Below are 15,583 nucleotides of genomic sequence, written 5' to 3' on the forward strand. Positions count from 1 at the left end.
GGCTGGATACAATCAGGCTGGATACAATCAGACTGGATAACAATCAGGCCGGGTACGATCAGGCCGGCTTGGTCATGGTCTTCGTGAGCCGTTCGAGCACGGCGTCGGCGCTGCTTCTCAGCGGCGCACCGCAGCCGGCGGCCGCAAGCTTCTCTGAGACCGCGGCAGGATCGCCCGACTGTTCCATCTCGGCCATGGCGGCCGCGGTGTCGTCGATCTGCTTTTGCCTGGTGCGCAGGCGCAGCAGCGTCTCCTCGGCGTCCCTGAGCGCCGACAGGCTGGAGCCGGGCGCGCTTTCTCGCAGGCGCTGGGTCGAGTCGACCGCGGCAACGATGCGCTGGCCGCGCTGCAATTCGCGCAGGCGCATTTCGGAGACGCGGATAATCCGCTTGAGACGCTCAATCTCGGTGCCGAAGCTTTTCTGCGCCTCGGCGGAGGCGTCGCGTTCGGCTTCCAGCATGGCGATGGTTTCGGCGGCTTCGCGGGACAGTTCATTCTGTCCCTGCTCGATCGCGGCGATCGTGCGATTCTCCAAGTCGTCGATGCGGAGGACAAGCTTCTTGTACTGCGCGACTTCCTGTTCGTTCTGGGCGATGGCGATTGCAACCGCCCGGCGGGCGGCCGCGATAGCGTCGGCGCAATCGCGGATCTGCTGGCGCAGGATTATCAGCGCGTTGCGGTCGACGACCGCCTCGGCGGCTTCGTAGCTTCGGCCGCGAACGAGAGCAAAAAACTGTTTCAACATTTCCGTTTCTCCTCTATGAACGTTGTTCATGAGGCAAAGTAGCACATTGTGAACGGCGTTCAAGGAGAAAATGAACGGTGTTCATGATTGCGCATAAGAGAAGGTTAATGACCGCAAAACGGGACGCCAAACGCGAGGACCTCAAAGGCAGGCTGATCGAGGCCGCGCAAGCGCGCATCCAGTCCTCGGGGCTCGCCGGTCTGCGTGCGCGCGACATCACGGCCGATGCCGGCTGCGCGCTGGGCGCGCTCTACACCGCCTTCGCCGACCTGGACGAGCTCATCCTGCACGTCAATTCGATCACACTGGCCAGGCTGGGGGCGGCCCTGCAGCAAGAGGCGACCGGCGTCGCCGAGCCTAGGGCAAGGCTGAAGGCGCTGGCCAAGGCCTATCTCGGCTTCGCCCGCGACAACCGCATGGCGTGGAAGGCGCTGTTCGAGCACCGTATGGCGCCAGGCGTGGCGGTGCCCGAATGGCATCTGGCCGAACATGCGGTGCTGGTCCAGCATCTGGTTGAGCCGCTGGCCCAGCTGCTCCCGGCGGCGGCAACGCCGGAGCTTTTGGCCTGCGCGCGCACGCTGTTCTCCGCCGTGCATGGGATCGTCGCCATCTCGCTCGAAGACCGTTTCATTGGCCTGGCGTCCACCGACCTCGAAAGTGAGCTGCTGGGTTTCGTCGACACGCTGGTGAGCGGACTGGAGACGGAAAGGGAATGAACTGCTGCGATCGGCTCTTGCCTCACGGCACTCTGCCCTTATGAAGATCGTGGCGCGGACTGCCGGTTGATCCAGGCCGGCTGAGACTGTTGGGGATATCCGGTGACAATCGATCAGAACCGTCGGTTTCGACCCGAAATACAGGGGCTGCGCGGCTTGGCGGTCGCGCTTGTCGTGGTCTATCACATATGGCCGGATGTGCTGCCTGGCGGATATGTCGGCGTCGACGTCTTTTTCGTCATCTCTGGCTATCTGATCACGGGCCTGCTGGCGCAGATGGCGCTGCGTGGCGGCCGGATTTCACTGATCGAATTCTACTCGCGACGGGTGCGACGGTTGTTGCCGGCAGCAACCCTGGTGCTGCTGGTGGCATTGCTGGGCACGCTGCTTTTCATCTCAAAGGCGCGCTGGGAGGAAATGGGCAACCAGATCGTGGCGAGCGCTCTTTATGTCGAGAACTGGCGGCTGGCCTCGATTGCGGTCAGCTATCTCGAGGCCGACACCTTGCCGAGCCCGGTGCAACACTACTGGTCGCTTTCCATCGAAGAGCAGTTCTACATCGCCTGGCCGTTGGTGATGATCGGCGTGATCTGGCTGGCGCGCCGCCGTGACCTTCCGCTGAGGGCCTGCTTGATCGGGGCGTTGTCGCTCATTTTCGCGGCATCACTTGTTGCCTCTGTCGTTTTGACGGCGACGGATCCGGCCCAGGCCTATTTCGTCAGCCATACCCGCCTGTGGGAATTGGCGCTGGGTGGTCTGCTGGTGCTGACCGAACACCAGTTTCGACTGGCGGCACTCACTAGACAGTGGCTGGCGATCGCCGGCATCCTGGGCATCGTTGCGTCCGCCTTGCTGTTTTCCGCTGCAACTCCATTTCCCGGCGTCAGTGCGTTGTTGCCGACCTTGGCCACAGTGCTGGTCATCCTGGCTGGCGAGGTTGAAGTCGGCCGGTTTCGTGGGCTCGATTCGTTGCCACTTCGTTTCATCGGCGATCGCTCCTACTCGGTCTATCTATGGCATTGGCCGCTGATCACCATCTCCCAGGCGCAGGGTCATTCGCTGACCCTTGCCGGCGGTTTCGGCCTGATTGCGGCGACCCTGCTTCTATCGGATCTGTCCTATCGATATGTTGAGCAGCGCTACCGGCAAGCTCGGGGCGGCGCCTGGTGGAAGCCGCTGGGATACGGCACCGCGGCGGTTCTCACATGCGTGGCCGCATCCGGCAGCCTGCTGCTCTTTCTGAAGACCGAACGCATCGACACCGCGCTGATCGGCACGCCTTCCTACCCTGGGCCCGCCGCTCTCGTCTCCGGCGCCGTGGTCCCGGACGGTGTGAACCTTCTGCCGCCGCTGGCCCGGCTGAGGCGGGACGTGCCGGTCGTGTATGCAAGGAAGTGCCACCAGGAGGAAAGCTCGGAGCCCAAACGATGCTCTCTAGGCGATCCCACGGGTGCGAAAACAATGGTTCTGGTGGGAGATTCTCATGCAGCCCAGTGGGTGCCGGCACTGGACAAGATCGCAAAGGACCGCAACTTCAAACTGGTTACCTTTACAAAATCCGCCTGCCCATTCACCCGCGTGGCCATCACGGCGGATGGCAAACCCAACGTCTTATGCGCGCAGTGGCACGAAAAGGTGCTGGCCGAGATCCTAAAGCTGAAACCGGATCTGATCTTCACCAGCCAGTCCAATTACGGAGCGGTTCAGCAAGACGTGATGATCGAGGGGCTGCGAAGTCTCTGGGGCGGGCTGACGGACGCCGGCTCGCAAATCGTTGCCATCCGCAACACGCCCTATATGAAATTCGACCCGGGCGAATGCCTGAGTTCGACCCCAACGAAATGCGTCACCAAACTGAGCGATATTGAGCGGAGCAACGTGTTGGCGCTGGCCGCGGAAGGACAGAAAAATGTGCGCGCCATCGATATGCTCGATGCCATTTGCGGGCCGCAACTATGCCCGGCAGTTGTCGGCAACATCATCGTCTGGCGGGACAGTCATCATCTGACCGCCAGCTACTCGCTTGCCCTGGCGCCCTATCTCGCAGCGAAGGCGGGGCTTTGACGAGACGTCTCGGAAGTTAGATGTGTCGACAGGCAGGAAAATTCCGCTGGTGGAGCTGAGGAGGATCGAACTCCTGACCTCGTCATTGCGAACGACGCGCTCTCCCAGCTGAGCTACAGCCCCGTCCAGCGGATGGCGCATTTATCGAAGGCTGCGGTTTCCTGTCAAGGCGGGGTTTTGCCGAATTCCCTTGTGCCCGGTGCTTGCAGGCGACCGGCCCTTGCCGGTTTCGCGCGCAATGGCTACATGTCGGCAATAATCGGAGACCGGCATGCTCGCCCTCATTCAAACAATCGTCATGGCGCTGGACCTGTACTGGTGGGTCATCATCGCCTCGGCGATCTTTTCCTGGCTCTATGCGTTCAACGTCGTCAACTCGCGCAATCAGTTTGTCGGCAGCATCGGCAACATGCTCTACCGGCTGACCGAGCCGGCGCTGCGGCCGATCCGTCGGTTCATGCCCGACCTCGGCGGCGTCGATATTTCGCCGATCATCCTGCTTCTGCTCCTGTTCTTTCTCAGGCAGCTCATTCTCACCACGATAGCGCCGCTGGTCCTGTGAACCTGACGATAGGCATGAGCGCGCCATTCCGCTTGCGCGCTGACGGCATCGACCTGTTTATCCGGCTGACGCCGAAGTCTTCGGTGGACAGGCTCGAAGGCGCCGAGGTATCGGCCGACGGGCGCAGCCATTGGAAGGCGCGCGTGCGCGCCGTGCCGGAGAATGGCGCGGCCAATGCGGCGCTGGAACCGCTGGTGGCCAAGGCGCTGGGCGTTCCGGCATCGGTCGTGTCGGTCGTTGCAGGCGGCACGGCGCGGCTGAAGACGGTGCGTGTCGGGGGTGATCCGGCGGTGCTGGCGCAGCGTATCGGGGCGCTCAGCGGCTGATCGAAGATCCAGCGTTGCGGCATGCAGCCCCTTGATCTGTCGGCGGAACAGCGCCCCCTCTGTCCTGCCGGACATCTCCCCCACGAGGGGGGAGATTGGCAGCTTCCGCCCCACTCTCAGTCCCCCAGCGGCAGCTTCGGATCGTCGACCTTCAGCGTGTTCACGCTCTGCTTGATGCGGCGCAGGTTTTCGAGAACCCTGGGTCCGCGCGTCTCGGCCACGGAGGTGACGATCATGTCGACGATCGACAGCAGAGCATAGCGCGACGAGGTCGGCTTGTAGATGTTGCCGTCCTCCAGCGACTGGAACTGGATGACGGTATCGGCGGCCTTGGCGAGCGCTGATTCCGGCGGGGTTACGGCGATGGTGGTGGCGCCATATTGCTGGGCCACCTGAACGGCGTCGATCACCGATCGCGCATAGCCGGACACCGAGAACGCGATCAGCGTCGTCTCCGATGTGGCGACCGCGGCATACATGCGCTGCAATTGCCCGTCGATCTGCGCCAGCACCGGCACGCCGAGCCGAAACAGCCGGTTCTGCATCTCGGTCGCCATCATCGAGGAAATGCCGCCGGAGCCGATGCACAGCACATTGCCCGAACTGACGATGCGCGCGGCCACGCCCACCAGCGTCTTCATGTCGAGGTTTTCGCTGGCGCGCTGGATGGCGGCGATTGCCGCTTCGGTGATGGCCGACGCAATGCGCTGCTCGCGCGCGTCGCGGTTCAGCGGTTCGGGCGACAGATACTGGCCGCCAATGGCAATCGCCTGCGCCAGGTAGAATTTGAAATCGCGCAGACCCTCGCAGCCGAGATTGCGGCAGAAACGGGTGACCGTCGGCTCGCTGACGCCGACGCGCGCCGCAATTTCCGAGATTGCCGCCTTGGAGGCGAAGTCGAGATCGGTCAGCACGAGGCCGGCCAGGCGGCGGTCCGATTTGGTGCCGTCCTGCGACATCAGCTGCAGGCGCGTGATGATGTCGGCCGGCGTTTTCATTTCTGGGTTGTCGTCTTCATAGCGCTGCCTTCATAGCGGCAGGCCTGTTGCCGTGTCGAACAGATGAATGTTGCCCGGCGCGACGGAGACCGGCAGCATTTCGCCGGGCTTGACCTGAACCCGGTCGCGGAATACGGCGCGCACCGTGTCAGCGCCGATGGCGCCATAGACATGGGTTTCCGAGCCGGTCGGCTCGACGAGATCGACCTTGATCGCCATCGCGTCGACAGCCTCACCGATGACGAAGTGTTCGGGCCGTATGCCGGCCTCGACCGTGCTGCCAGCCGGCACCGTCTTGCTGCCGAGCGCCAGTCGCCCTCCGCCGGCCGATTCGAACCAGCTTTTCTCGGGCGTCGTCTTCAGGGCGCCGGAGACAAAACTCATCGACGGCGAGCCGATGAAGGAGGCGACGAATTTGTTGGCGGGACGGTCGTAGAGTTCCAGCGGTGCGCCGACCTGCTGGATCTTGCCGCGGTCCATCACCACGATGCGGTCGGCCATGGTCATGGCCTCGATCTGGTCGTGGGTGACATAGACGATGGTCGATTTCAGCCGCTGGTGCAGCGCCTTGATCTCGGTGCGCATCTGCACGCGCAGTTGCGCGTCGAGATTGCTGAGCGGCTCGTCGAACAGGAACACCGAGGGTTCGCGCACGATGGCGCGGCCCATTGCGACGCGCTGGCGCTGGCCGCCCGACAGTTCCCGGGGATAGCGGTCGAGATAGGAGAACAGGTTGAGGACGCCAGAGGCCTTTTTCACCTTGGCGTCGATTGCCGTGCGGCTTTCGCCGCGGATCTTTGGGCCAAAGCCGATGTTGTCGGCCGCTTTCAGGTGCGGAAACAGCGCATAGGACTGGAAGACCATCGCGATGTTACGCTGCTGTGGCGGCAAATCGTTGGCGCGCACGCCGCCGATCAAGAGGTCGCCTGCGGTGATCGGCTCCAGCCCGGCCAGCATGCGCAGCAAGGTCGACTTGCCGCAGCCGGAAGGGCCGACCAGCACGACGAACTCGCCGCTCTTGATGTCGAGGCTGATGTTTTCGAGGATCTTGTGGCGTCCGAAGGATTTCGACAGGTCACGGAACTCGACATCGGTCATGGTCAGGCTCCCAATATGTCGTCGATGAAGGGCAGGAAGCCGGCGGTCAGTCCGGCGTCGACCGGCACCACCGCGCCGGTTATCCCCGATGCGCGATCCGAAACAAGGAAGGCCACCGCTTCGGCCACTTCCGTGGCGTCGACGATGCGGCCGAGCGGATAGAGCCGCTTGAGCTTGCCGAGAACATCCGGGTTCTTGGCCAGCCGATGGTCCCATGCGGCGGTGCGGATCGAGCCGGGGCAGACGACATTGGCGCGCAGCCCGTTGCGGCCGAGTTCCACAGCGACCGCTTTGGCATAGGCATTGATGCCGGCCTTGGCCGCGGCATAGGCCGGGTTGCCGAAGTGGGCGATGGCGTTGACGGAAGAGATGAAGACGACGCTGCCCGAACCGCGCGCGGCCATTGCCTTGATCAGCGGATCGGCGAACAGCATCACCCCGGTCAGATTGAGGTCGAGTTCATGCGTGATCTTGTCGGGGGTCAGCGCTGCAAGAGTCTCGGCGCGCGTCCAGCCGGCATTGTTGATCAGGATGTCGGGCACGCCGTCTTTCTCGAGGATCGCCGTGATCGCGGCATCGGTGGAGATCCGGTCGAGAAGGTCGAAGACGTGGCGCGACGCCAGATGCGGACTGCCGAGCTGGTCTTGCGACTGGTCGCAGCCGACGACGCGCGCGCCTCGTTCGGCCAGCAGCGCCACAATAGCCGAGCCGAGCCCGCCGCCGGCGCCGGTCACCAGCACGGTCTTGCCTGCGAATTCGGCCGTTGAAACCACGCTGCGCGCCTCCCTGGGATCTACGATAATCGGAAAACGCTATTTTAAGAAATGTAATTAAGCAACAGGATAATCCGCTTGCACAGCGCGAAATCATGGATAATGTAGGAAAGTCACATAAAGCCGTGGCCGCCTCAAAGCCGCAAGAGTGCAGACGCAATCAAATGGGAGAGATCGAATGAAGCTTGCAAAATGGACTGTCGGCGTGATGGCCGGAATGAGCCTGCTCGCCCTGGCCGCGCAGGCAGATGCCGGCGAGGTGCGCGTAACCGTCGCCGAATACAGCGCCAAGACCGGCCCGTATTTCGAAGCGGTGAAAAAGGAATTCGAGGCAGCCAACCCGGGTATCACCGTCAAGTTCGAAGTTGTGCCGTGGGACGTGCTGCTGCAGAAGCTGACCACCGACATCACGGCCGGTACCAATGCCGACCTGTCGATCATCGGCACCCGCTGGCTGATCGATTTCGTCCAGCAGGATGTCGCCGAGCCGCTCGACGCCTACATCAAGCCGGAGTTCAAGGACCGCTTCATCGACACCTTCCTGTCGCCGTCGATCATGGAGGGCAAGACCTATGGCCTGCCGATCGCGGCCTCGGCGCGCGCCATGTACTACAACAAGGAATTGTTCGAGAAGGCCGGAATCGCCAACCCGCCGGCAACCTGGACCGAGTTGCAGGAGGATGCGCGCAAGATCAAGGCACTGGGCACCGGCACGTTCGGCTTCGGCCTGCAGGGCAAGGAGATCGAGACCGACGTCTATTATTATTATGCGATGTGGTCGCAAGGCACCGAGATTCTCAACAAGGATGGCACGTCGGGCCTCGGCACGCCGGGCGCGCTCGAAGCCGCCAAGCTCTACAAGTCGATGATCGACGAAGGCCTGACGGAACCCGGCGTCACCTCCAACAACCGCGAGGACGTCCAGAACCTGTTCAAGCAGGGCAAGGTCGGCATGATGATCACCGCGCCCTTCCTGTCCAACCAGATCAAGGACGAGGCGCCGAACCTGAAATACGGCGTGGCCGCTATCCCCGCCGGACCGACCGGCGCGCGCGGCACGTACGGCGTCACCGATTCCATCATCATGTTCAAGAATTCCAAGAACAAGGATGAGGCCTGGAAGCTGCTCGACTTCCTGTTCACCACCGAACAGCGCGCCAAGTTCACGCAAGGGGAAGGCTTCCTGCCGGTGAACAAGGAAGAGGCCAAGATGGACTATTACGTCAACAATGCCGATCTGGCAGCGTTCACCGCGCTGCTGCCCGACGCCCGCTTTGCGCCGGTCATCCCCGGCTGGGAAGAAGTCGCCCAGATCACCTCGGATGCCATGCAGAAGATCTATCTCGGCGGCGACCCCGAGGCAGGCTTGAAGGAAGCGGCTGCCAAGGCCAACGCCGTGATCAAGAAATAGGGCGTATCTCCCTGCGCCCGGCGCGCCCCTGAGATCGGGGCGCGCCACACTTTCCTCTCCCTCCGGAGGGGGAGAGGTGGCTCGGCGAAGCCGAGACGGAGTGGGGGAACCACCTGGCAACCGCCGCGAACGGACATAGGAAGGGCAATAGGGGCAAACATCACCTCGCCTTGCGCCCCAAGGGTCGACCCCCGAGCTTCGCTCGACACCTCTCCCCTGATCGACGGGGGAGAGGAAAGGCATTCTTCTGAAGCGCTGCTAAAGACCGATATGCAAGATTGATCCGAGCTGGCGTGCCAGCGCCACAGAACCACGGTACAAAACCGGCCGATGCAAAATCGCTTCTTGCCCTATCTGCTGACCTTGCCCAGCCTGTTGCTGGCGGCGGTCGTCATCTTCTGGCCGGTCTGGGACCTGATCCAGATCTCGACGCATGACGTCAGCCGCTTCGGCCAGCTACGCGACTTCAACGATTTCGCCAATTATTCAGCCTTCCTCGCCGATCCCGATTTCCTGGCGGCACTCTGGCGCACCGGCCTGTGGACGTTGCTGGTGGTCGGCGGCGCGCTGCTGTTGTCGGTGCCGGTGGCGATGATCCTCAACACCGATTTCTACGGCCGCGGCATTGCCCGCGTCATCATCATGCTGCCCTGGGCGGTGTCGCTGACGATGACGGCGGTGGTCTGGCGCTGGGCGCTCAACGGTGAAAGCGGCATGCTGAACTCGGCGCTGATCGGGCTCGGCCTGATCCATGAAAACATCCAGTGGCTGGCGCGCGCCGAGACGGCATTCCCGATGCAGGTGCTGATCGGCATATTGGTGACGGTACCGTTCACCACGACCATCTTCCTCGGCGGCCTGTCGTCGATCCCCGACGACCTCTACGAGGCGGCGGCCCTGGAGGGGGCGACGCCGCTGCAGCAGTTCCGCGAGATCACCTTTCCGCTGCTGAAGCCGTTCATCAACATCGCCATCGTGCTCAACACCATCTACGTCTTCAATTCCTTCCCGATCATCTGGGTGATGACGCAGGGCGGGCCGGCCAACTCGACCGACATATTGGTCACCCATCTCTACAAGCTGGCCTTCCGCATCGGCAAACTGGGTGAAGCATCGGCGGTGTCGCTGCTGATGTTCGCCATCCTTTTGATCTTCACCATGATCTATGTGCGGCTTGCCATGCGGGAGCAGCGCACATGACGCCCAAGCTGAAGCGTACGATCATCGCCTGGCTGCTGCTTTCGCCGCTGCTCGTGGTGACGATCTTCCCCTTCGCGGTAATGTTTTTGACCGCGGTCAAGCCGCGGCAGGAGGTGCTGTCGCCGACCTGGTGGCCAAGCGAATTCCACTGGTCGAATTTTGCCGACATGTGGGTGGCGACCGGCTTTGGCCAGGCGCTGGCCAATTCGCTCTATGTCTCTGTTATCGCCACCGTCGGCGCTATCCTGATCTCGGTGCCGGCCGCCTATGCCATGTCGCGGTTTCGCTTTGCCGGCTATGGCGCCTTCCGCCAGTTCCTGCTGATCTCGCAGATGATCTCGCCGATCGTGCTGGTGCTCGGCCTGTTCCGGCTGATGGCGGCCTGGGGTCTGATCGAATCCACGACCGCGCTCGGCGTCATCTACATGGCTTTCAACGTCGCCTTCACCGTGTGGATGCTGCAAAGCTATTTCGACACCATCCCGCGCGATCTCGAGGAAGCAGCGTGGATGGAAGGCGCCGGCCGATGGCTGACCTTGCGAAAAGTGTTTCTGCCGCTTTGCCTGCCGGCAATAGCGGTGACCGCCATCTTCACCTTCATCAACGCATGGAATGAGTTCGTCGTTGCGCTCACAATGCTGCGCAGCCAGGAAAGTTACACGCTGCCTATCCAGGTGTTCTCGCTGGTCGCCGGCCGCTACACGATCGAATGGCACCATGTAATGGCGGCGACGCTGCTGGCGACGCTGCCGGTGGCAATCCTGTTCATCTGGCTGCAGCGCTATCTCGTCCGCGGGCTGGCGCTCGGGCGGTCAAATAACGGCGCCATTCACAACGGAGCTTTCATGCGCATCTTCACCGCCTCGCTGGCGACCGAAACCAACACCTTCTCGCCGGTGCCGACCGACCGGGCGTCGTTCGAGATGGCGTTCTATGCCGGGCCGGGCAAGCATCCAGACACGCCGACCTTGTGCTCCTCGCCGATGGTCGCGCTGCGCCGGCGTGCGGCTGCCGAAGGGCTGACCGTCATCGAAGGCACCGCCACCTGGGCGGAGCCGGGCGGGCTGGTGCAGCGGCAGACCTATGAGTCGTTGCGCGACGAGATTCTCGGCCAGTTGAAGGCAGCCTTGCCGGTCGACGCCGTCATCCTCGGCCTGCACGGCGCCATGGTGGCGCAAGGCTATGACGATTGCGAAGGCGATCTGCTGGAACGGGTTCGCGCAATCGTCGGGCCCGACGTGGTGATCGCGGTCGAGCTCGACCCGCACAGTCATCTGACCCCAAAGCGCGTCGCGGCATGCAATGTCATGGCCTATTTCCTCGAATTCCCGCACACCGACTTCTATGAGCGCGGCGAACATGTCGTCGAGCTTGGATTGGCGGCGGCGCGCGACGAGATCAAGCCGGTGATCTCGACGTTCGACTGCCGCATGATCCAGGTGCTGCCGACCAGCCGCGAGCCGATGCGCTCCTTCGTCGACCGCATCAAGGCGCTGCACGGCAAGGACGGCGTGCTGTCGGTCTCGGTCATCCATGGCTTCATGGCCGCGGACGTGCCGGAAATGGGCACGCGCATCCTGGTCGTCACTGACAATGACAAGGCCAAGGGCGATGCGCTGGCGGAGAGGCTAGGGCACGAGCTTTACGCCATCCGCGAAAGGACGGCGATGACGATGCTGAACACCGAGGACGGCATCGCGCGGGCACTGGCCGTGCGCAAGGAAAATCCCGGCAAGCCGGTTGTGATTGCCGACATCTGGGACAATCCCGGCGGTGGCGTCGCCGGCGACGGTACGGTCGTGCTGCGCGCCATGCTGGAACAGGGCGTGGACAATTTTGGCGTGGCGACGATCTGGGACCCGATCGCTGTCACCTTTTGCCAGGCGGCAGGCGAAGGCGCCGTCATCGACCTGCGCTTCGGCGGCAAGGCCGGGCCGCTGGCCGGCGAACCGATCGATGCGCGCGTCAAGGTGTTGAAAGCCGTCCCCGAGGGCTGGCAGAGCTTCGGGCCGAGCCGGGTGACGCTCGGACCGACGGCGCTGGTGCGGCTCGAAGGCACCGAAATCGACATCATCCTCAACACCAACCGCACGCAGACCTTCGAGCCGGATGTCTTCTCCAACATCGGTGTCGATCCGTTGTCGAAGGACATATTGCTGATCAAGTCAACCAACCATTTCTACGCCGGCTTTGAACCGATCGCGGCGGAGATCATCTATGTCTCGGCGCCGAGCTCGTATCCGAGCAATCCGGCGGTGACGGATTACAGGAAGCTGACGCGGCCGGTGTGGCCACGGGTGGCGGATCCTTGGCGCTGGTGATCTCCCCCTCGAGGGGGGAGATAAGGCGGCGCTATAGCAATCCCCGCTTCACCATCATCGCTTCCGGCGAAGGCATCTTGCCGCGGAACGCCGTGTACAGCTCCTCCGGATCCATCGACCCGCCAGCGGCATAGATATTCTTCCGAAGCCGTTCCGCCAGCGCCGGGTTGAAGGGATCGCCGGTCTCCTCGAAGGCGGCGAAGGCGTCGGCGTCGAGCACTTCCGACCACATGTAGGAATAGTAGCCGGCTGAATAACCGTCGCCGGAGAAGATATGGCCGAAATGCGGGGTGCGATGACGCATGGCGATGGTGTCGGGCATATCAAGCTTTTCCAGCGTTTCGGCTTCGAAACGCAGCGGTTCCGCCGGCGCATCCGGCCGCGCGTGATACGCCATGTCGATCAGCGCCGACGCTGTGAACTCGACCGTGGCGAAACCGGCGCCGAACGTGCGGGCGGCCAGCATCTTGTCGAGCAGCGACTTCGGCATCGGCTTGCCGGTCTTAACATGCAGCGCATGCTTTTCCAGCACTGCGGGCACCGTCAGCCAGTGCTCGTAGAGCTGCGAAGGCAGTTCGACGAAATCGCGGGAAACCGAGGTGCCCGCCACCGACGGCCAGGTGACGTCGGTCAGCATGCCGTGCAAAGCATGGCCGAACTCGTGGAACAGGGTCTTGGCCTCATCGACCGACAACAGCGCTGCTTCCCCGGCCGGCGGCTTGGCGAAGTTCATGATATTGTAGATCACCGGCTTGGAGCCATCGCCAAGCTTGTAGCCCGACTTCAGCGCGCTCATCCACGCGCCGGAGCGCTTCGAGGACCGGGCGAAATAGTCGGCGAGGAACAGGCCGCGCTCGCTGCCATCGGCGTTCTTCACCACGAAGACGCGCGCGTCGGGATGCCAGGCGGCGATGCCCTTCTTCTCCTCGAAAGTGATGCCGAACAGTTTTGTGGCGACGTCGAAGCAGGCGTCGATGATGCGGTCGAGTTGCAGATAGGGTTTCAGTTCCGCCTCGTCGAAGGCGAATTTTTCGGCGCGCAATTTCTCCTGGTAGAAGCGCCAGTCCCAGGCGGCGAATTTTTCGTTGCTGCCTGCCTTGGTCGCCAGCCGCTCCAGCTCCTTCTGGTCGGCGGCGGCCTTCTCCAGCGCTTTCTCCCAGACCGGGTCGAGGAGGTCGTGCACCGCCTTCGGCGTCTTGGCCATGGTGTCGTCGAGTTTCAGCGCGGCGAACGAGGCATAGCCTAGCAGCCTGGCCTTTTCGGCGCGCAGTTTCAGCATGTCGCGCACCACTGCGGTGTTGTCGCTGGCGCCGCCATTCTGGCCGCGCATGGTGAAAGCGCGGAAGGCGCTCTCGCGCAGGTCGCGGCGTTCGGAGAAGGTCGTGAACGGCTCATAGATAGAGCGCGACAAGGTGACTGCGTAGCGGCCTTTCTGGCCGCGCGTCTCGGCGGCTTCGGCCATCGAACTCTTCACGAAGTCCGGCAGGCCCGCAAGATCAGCCTCGTCGAGGAAAAGCGCCCAGTCGCGCTCGTCGGCCAGCACGTTCTGGCCGAAGGTCGTGCCGAGCGAGGACAGCTCCTCGCTGATGTTGGCCAGCCGCTTCTTGCCGTCGGCGTCGAGTTTTGCGCCCGATCGCACAAAGCCTTTCCAGGTCTTCTCCAGCACCCGCAGCGTCTCGGCGTCGAGTTTGAGCGTCTCACGGCGCTGGTAGAGAGCGTCGACGCGGGCAAACAATTTCTCGTTCATCGAGATCGCCGAGAAATGCCTCGACATTTTTGGCGAGATATCGCGCTCCAGCGCCTGGATCGCATCGTTGGTGTGGGCGCCGGCCCGGCACCAGAAGATCGACGAGACATGGTCGAGCGGCTCACCGGCGAGCTCGAGGGCTGCCAGCGTATTCTCGATGGTCGGCGCATCCTTGTTGCCGGCGATCGCATCGATTTCGGCCTCATGTGCCTTCAGCGCCGCGTCGAACACCGAGGAGAAATCGTCGTCGCCGATGCTGGCAAAATCCGGCAGGCCGAGCGGCCCTTGCCATTTGGTCAGCGGATGGGCGGCGAGATCGACGGTTTTCGTGGACGGCATGGGGGATCTTTCGATGATTGGCGGAGCTTGCTGACCGATGTAGGGCGATGACTGGCGCGGCGCAACAGCGCGGCCGTTCAAGCCCGCGTCAGAAGCCGTCGCAATTTTCCGCGATCGCCGCTTGCGAACTGGCGGTGATGCGGTTGCCGGTGACGGCGAACGTCTCCTGCATCAGCATGTCATTGTTGGGGAAATCATAGCAGGCGATGACAGTTGTGACGCCGGCCTCGCTCTTTTCGACGCGATGCCGGATTGCGGCTCCGGCGACCGCGCCCTTCCATTCGTCGATCGACGCGATGAACTCCTGCTTCGACTGTACGACGCCGACATCGTCGAGCTTGATGCGGACATCGTCGGCGAGCAGGTCCGACAATTCGGTGCGATCGGCGACCAGCAGCGCCGAATACCAGCGGTCGATAATGGCGCCGTCATCGGAGCGGGCAGGGACGAGCGAAATCAGCAGCGCCGCTACGGCGAAAGCGATCGCAGGCCAAACCCGCATTCTTGCCTCCTCTTATTTGACCATGCCCTTATCCGAAAACCGGTTCCCACTTTTCGGGATCATGGGTCTACGTCAAATCCGGCCGCTCGAAGTCGCCGGTGTCCTTGTTCATCACCCAGAGCTCGCCGGTCGAGATGTCGAACCAGGCGCCATGCAGCGACAGCCGCCCCTTGCCTTCGAGGATGGAGACGCAAGGGAAGGTCCTGAGATTGGCGATCGAATAGCGGATGGAAATCCGCTCCAGCGCCGTCTGCCGTTCGGTTGTCGTCATGAACGTGCTGGACGAAACGGTTTCGGCGGCCGGCGCGATCAGGCTCATCCATTTGCCGATGAAGTCGCCGGGCGACAGCGGCGCCGAATTGGTGTCGAGCGCGGCGCGGATGCCGCCGCAGCGGCCATGGCCCATCACCACGATGTTTTTCACCTTCAGGCTCTGCACGGCGAATTCGAGCGCGGCCGAGGTCGAGTGGAACTCGCCGTCCGGCGCATAGGGCGGCACCAGATTGCCGACATTGCGCAGGACGAACAGTTCGCCCGGACCGGCGTCGAAGATCGCCTCGGGGGCAGAGCGGGAATCGCAGCAGGCAACGATCATGGTTTCGGGCGCCTGCCCCTCGCGGGCAAGCTCGCGATAGCGTCCGCTCTCGGTGAGATAGCGGCCATTCATGAAGTTGCGGTAGCCGGTCCAAAGATGTTCGGGGAGATGGGGCATGGGCTAGGGATGAAGCCTTTCGGGGTTAGCGACGGCAGCTCATTTCAAGTTAGAAAGGCTCTAACGGCA

At 62.9% G+C, this 15,583-nt stretch carries 14 protein-coding genes, 1 tRNA gene and 1 pseudogene; 8 read left to right on the top strand and 8 right to left on the bottom strand.

Annotated features, from left to right (window positions below; genetic code table 11):
• Nucleotides 1–58: 58 nt before the first annotated feature.
• Nucleotides 59–745, bottom strand: a complete 687-nt coding sequence (locus NL532_RS04910; RefSeq protein WP_023755960.1) for a PspA/IM30 family protein — start codon at nt 743–745, stop codon at nt 59–61.
• Between the two features lie 107 nt (nt 746–852).
• Here NL532_RS04910 and NL532_RS04915 point away from each other — a divergent pair, with 107 nt between their 5' ends.
• Together NL532_RS04915 and NL532_RS04920 are read left to right on the top strand one after the other, a co-directional pair.
• Nucleotides 853–1,461, top strand: a complete 609-nt coding sequence (locus NL532_RS04915) for a TetR/AcrR family transcriptional regulator (protein ID WP_023755959.1) — start codon at nt 853–855, stop codon at nt 1,459–1,461.
• A gap of 102 nt (nt 1,462–1,563) precedes the next feature.
• Nucleotides 1,564–3,525, top strand: a complete 1,962-nt coding sequence (locus NL532_RS04920) for an acyltransferase family protein (RefSeq protein ID WP_081726890.1) — start codon at nt 1,564–1,566, stop codon at nt 3,523–3,525.
• 47 nt (nt 3,526–3,572) lie between these two features.
• On the opposite strand, the gene NL532_RS04925 is transcribed toward NL532_RS04920, so the two are convergent.
• Nucleotides 3,573–3,648, bottom strand: a tRNA-Ala gene (locus NL532_RS04925).
• A 148-nt stretch (nt 3,649–3,796) separates the two neighbouring features.
• Here NL532_RS04925 and NL532_RS04930 point away from each other — a divergent pair.
• The gene (locus NL532_RS04930; protein ID WP_023668602.1) at nt 3,797–4,087 is read left to right on the top strand and encodes a YggT family protein; all 291 of its coding nucleotides are present in this window, start codon (nt 3,797–3,799) and stop codon (nt 4,085–4,087) included.
• A gap of 14 nt (nt 4,088–4,101) precedes the next feature.
• A complete protein-coding gene (locus tag NL532_RS04935) occupies nt 4,102–4,413 on the top strand; it encodes a DUF167 family protein (protein WP_023830143.1) in 312 nt (103 codons plus the stop codon).
• Nucleotides 4,414–4,529: 116 nt separating this feature from the next.
• Here NL532_RS04935 and NL532_RS04940 read toward each other — a convergent pair whose 3' ends face one another.
• Genes NL532_RS04940 through NL532_RS04950 form a run of 3 tightly spaced genes read right to left on the bottom strand, consistent with a single transcriptional unit; the run spans nt 4,530 to nt 7,282 of the window.
• Nucleotides 4,530–5,411, bottom strand: coding sequence for a MurR/RpiR family transcriptional regulator (locus tag NL532_RS04940; RefSeq protein ID WP_023681445.1), 882 nt, complete (start codon nt 5,409–5,411; stop codon nt 4,530–4,532).
• Nucleotides 5,412–5,441: 30 nt separating this feature from the next.
• The gene (locus NL532_RS04945; RefSeq protein ID WP_023830142.1) at nt 5,442–6,509 is read right to left on the bottom strand and encodes an ABC transporter ATP-binding protein; all 1,068 of its coding nucleotides are present in this window, start codon (nt 6,507–6,509) and stop codon (nt 5,442–5,444) included.
• A 2-nt stretch (nt 6,510–6,511) separates the two neighbouring features.
• Nucleotides 6,512–7,282 carry an SDR family oxidoreductase gene (locus NL532_RS04950; RefSeq protein ID WP_023688835.1) on the bottom strand — a complete coding sequence of 257 codons (771 nt, stop codon included), beginning with the start codon at nt 7,280–7,282 and terminating at the stop codon, nt 6,512–6,514.
• Between the two features lie 178 nt (nt 7,283–7,460).
• On the opposite strand from NL532_RS04950, the gene NL532_RS04955 reads away from it, so the two are divergent.
• From NL532_RS04955 to NL532_RS04970, 4 genes and pseudogenes are all read left to right on the top strand, one after another.
• Nucleotides 7,461–8,693 (top strand): ABC transporter substrate-binding protein, encoded by a 1,233-nt coding sequence (locus NL532_RS04955; RefSeq protein ID WP_023688836.1) that lies wholly within the window; start codon nt 7,461–7,463, stop codon nt 8,691–8,693.
• Nucleotides 8,694–9,023: 330 nt separating this feature from the next.
• Nucleotides 9,024–9,893, top strand: coding sequence for a carbohydrate ABC transporter permease (locus tag NL532_RS04960; RefSeq protein WP_023681441.1), 870 nt, complete (start codon nt 9,024–9,026; stop codon nt 9,891–9,893).
• Nucleotides 9,890–10,702, top strand: a pseudogene (locus NL532_RS04965) (carbohydrate ABC transporter permease); the annotation flags it as partial. The gene NL532_RS04960 and the pseudogene NL532_RS04965, both read left to right, overlap by 4 nt.
• A gap of 36 nt (nt 10,703–10,738) precedes the next feature.
• Nucleotides 10,739–12,214 (top strand): M81 family metallopeptidase, encoded by a 1,476-nt coding sequence (locus NL532_RS04970; protein WP_023688837.1) that lies wholly within the window; start codon nt 10,739–10,741, stop codon nt 12,212–12,214.
• 31 nt (nt 12,215–12,245) lie between these two features.
• Here the strand turns inward: NL532_RS04970 and NL532_RS04975 are convergent, their stop codons facing one another.
• The 3 genes from NL532_RS04975 to NL532_RS04985 form a co-directional block, all read right to left on the bottom strand.
• Complete coding sequence (locus NL532_RS04975) at nt 12,246–14,300, bottom strand: M3 family metallopeptidase (protein ID WP_023830141.1); 2,055 nt, start codon at nt 14,298–14,300, stop codon at nt 12,246–12,248.
• 88 nt (nt 14,301–14,388) lie between these two features.
• Nucleotides 14,389–14,802: a hypothetical protein gene (locus tag NL532_RS04980; RefSeq protein WP_023830140.1), complete on the bottom strand. Its 414-nt coding sequence runs from the start codon at nt 14,800–14,802 to the stop codon at nt 14,389–14,391.
• Between the two features lie 67 nt (nt 14,803–14,869).
• Nucleotides 14,870–15,514 (bottom strand): carbonic anhydrase, encoded by a 645-nt coding sequence (locus NL532_RS04985; RefSeq protein ID WP_023668613.1) that lies wholly within the window; start codon nt 15,512–15,514, stop codon nt 14,870–14,872.
• Nucleotides 15,515–15,583 lie beyond the last annotated feature (69 nt).

The sequence above is a fragment of the Mesorhizobium sp. C120A genome (genome assembly GCF_030323105.1).
Classification (GTDB): domain Bacteria; phylum Pseudomonadota; class Alphaproteobacteria; order Rhizobiales; family Rhizobiaceae; genus Mesorhizobium.

Excerpts from the sequence above, each read along its gene's own strand:
- NL532_RS04985 (WP_023668613.1), bottom strand. The coding sequence starts at position 15,514 with ATGCCCCATCTCCCCGAACATCTTTGGACCGGCTACCGCAACTTCATG.
- NL532_RS04940 (WP_023681445.1), bottom strand. The coding sequence starts at position 5,411 with ATGAAAACGCCGGCCGACATCATCACGCGCCTGCAGCTGATGTCGCAG.
- NL532_RS04955 (WP_023688836.1), top strand. The coding sequence starts at position 7,461 with ATGAAGCTTGCAAAATGGACTGTCGGCGTGATGGCCGGAATGAGCCTG.
- NL532_RS04910 (WP_023755960.1), bottom strand. The coding sequence starts at position 745 with ATGTTGAAACAGTTTTTTGCTCTCGTTCGCGGCCGAAGCTACGAAGCC.
- NL532_RS04975 (WP_023830141.1), bottom strand. The coding sequence starts at position 14,300 with ATGCCGTCCACGAAAACCGTCGATCTCGCCGCCCATCCGCTGACCAAA.
- NL532_RS04960 (WP_023681441.1), top strand. The coding sequence starts at position 9,024 with ATGCAAAATCGCTTCTTGCCCTATCTGCTGACCTTGCCCAGCCTGTTG.
- NL532_RS04980 (WP_023830140.1), bottom strand. The coding sequence starts at position 14,802 with ATGCGGGTTTGGCCTGCGATCGCTTTCGCCGTAGCGGCGCTGCTGATT.
- NL532_RS04915 (WP_023755959.1), top strand. The coding sequence starts at position 853 with ATGACCGCAAAACGGGACGCCAAACGCGAGGACCTCAAAGGCAGGCTG.
- NL532_RS04970 (WP_023688837.1), top strand. The coding sequence starts at position 10,739 with ATGCGCATCTTCACCGCCTCGCTGGCGACCGAAACCAACACCTTCTCG.
- NL532_RS04945 (WP_023830142.1), bottom strand. The coding sequence starts at position 6,509 with ATGACCGATGTCGAGTTCCGTGACCTGTCGAAATCCTTCGGACGCCAC.
- NL532_RS04935 (WP_023830143.1), top strand. The coding sequence starts at position 4,102 with ATGAGCGCGCCATTCCGCTTGCGCGCTGACGGCATCGACCTGTTTATC.
- NL532_RS04930 (WP_023668602.1), top strand. The coding sequence starts at position 3,797 with ATGCTCGCCCTCATTCAAACAATCGTCATGGCGCTGGACCTGTACTGG.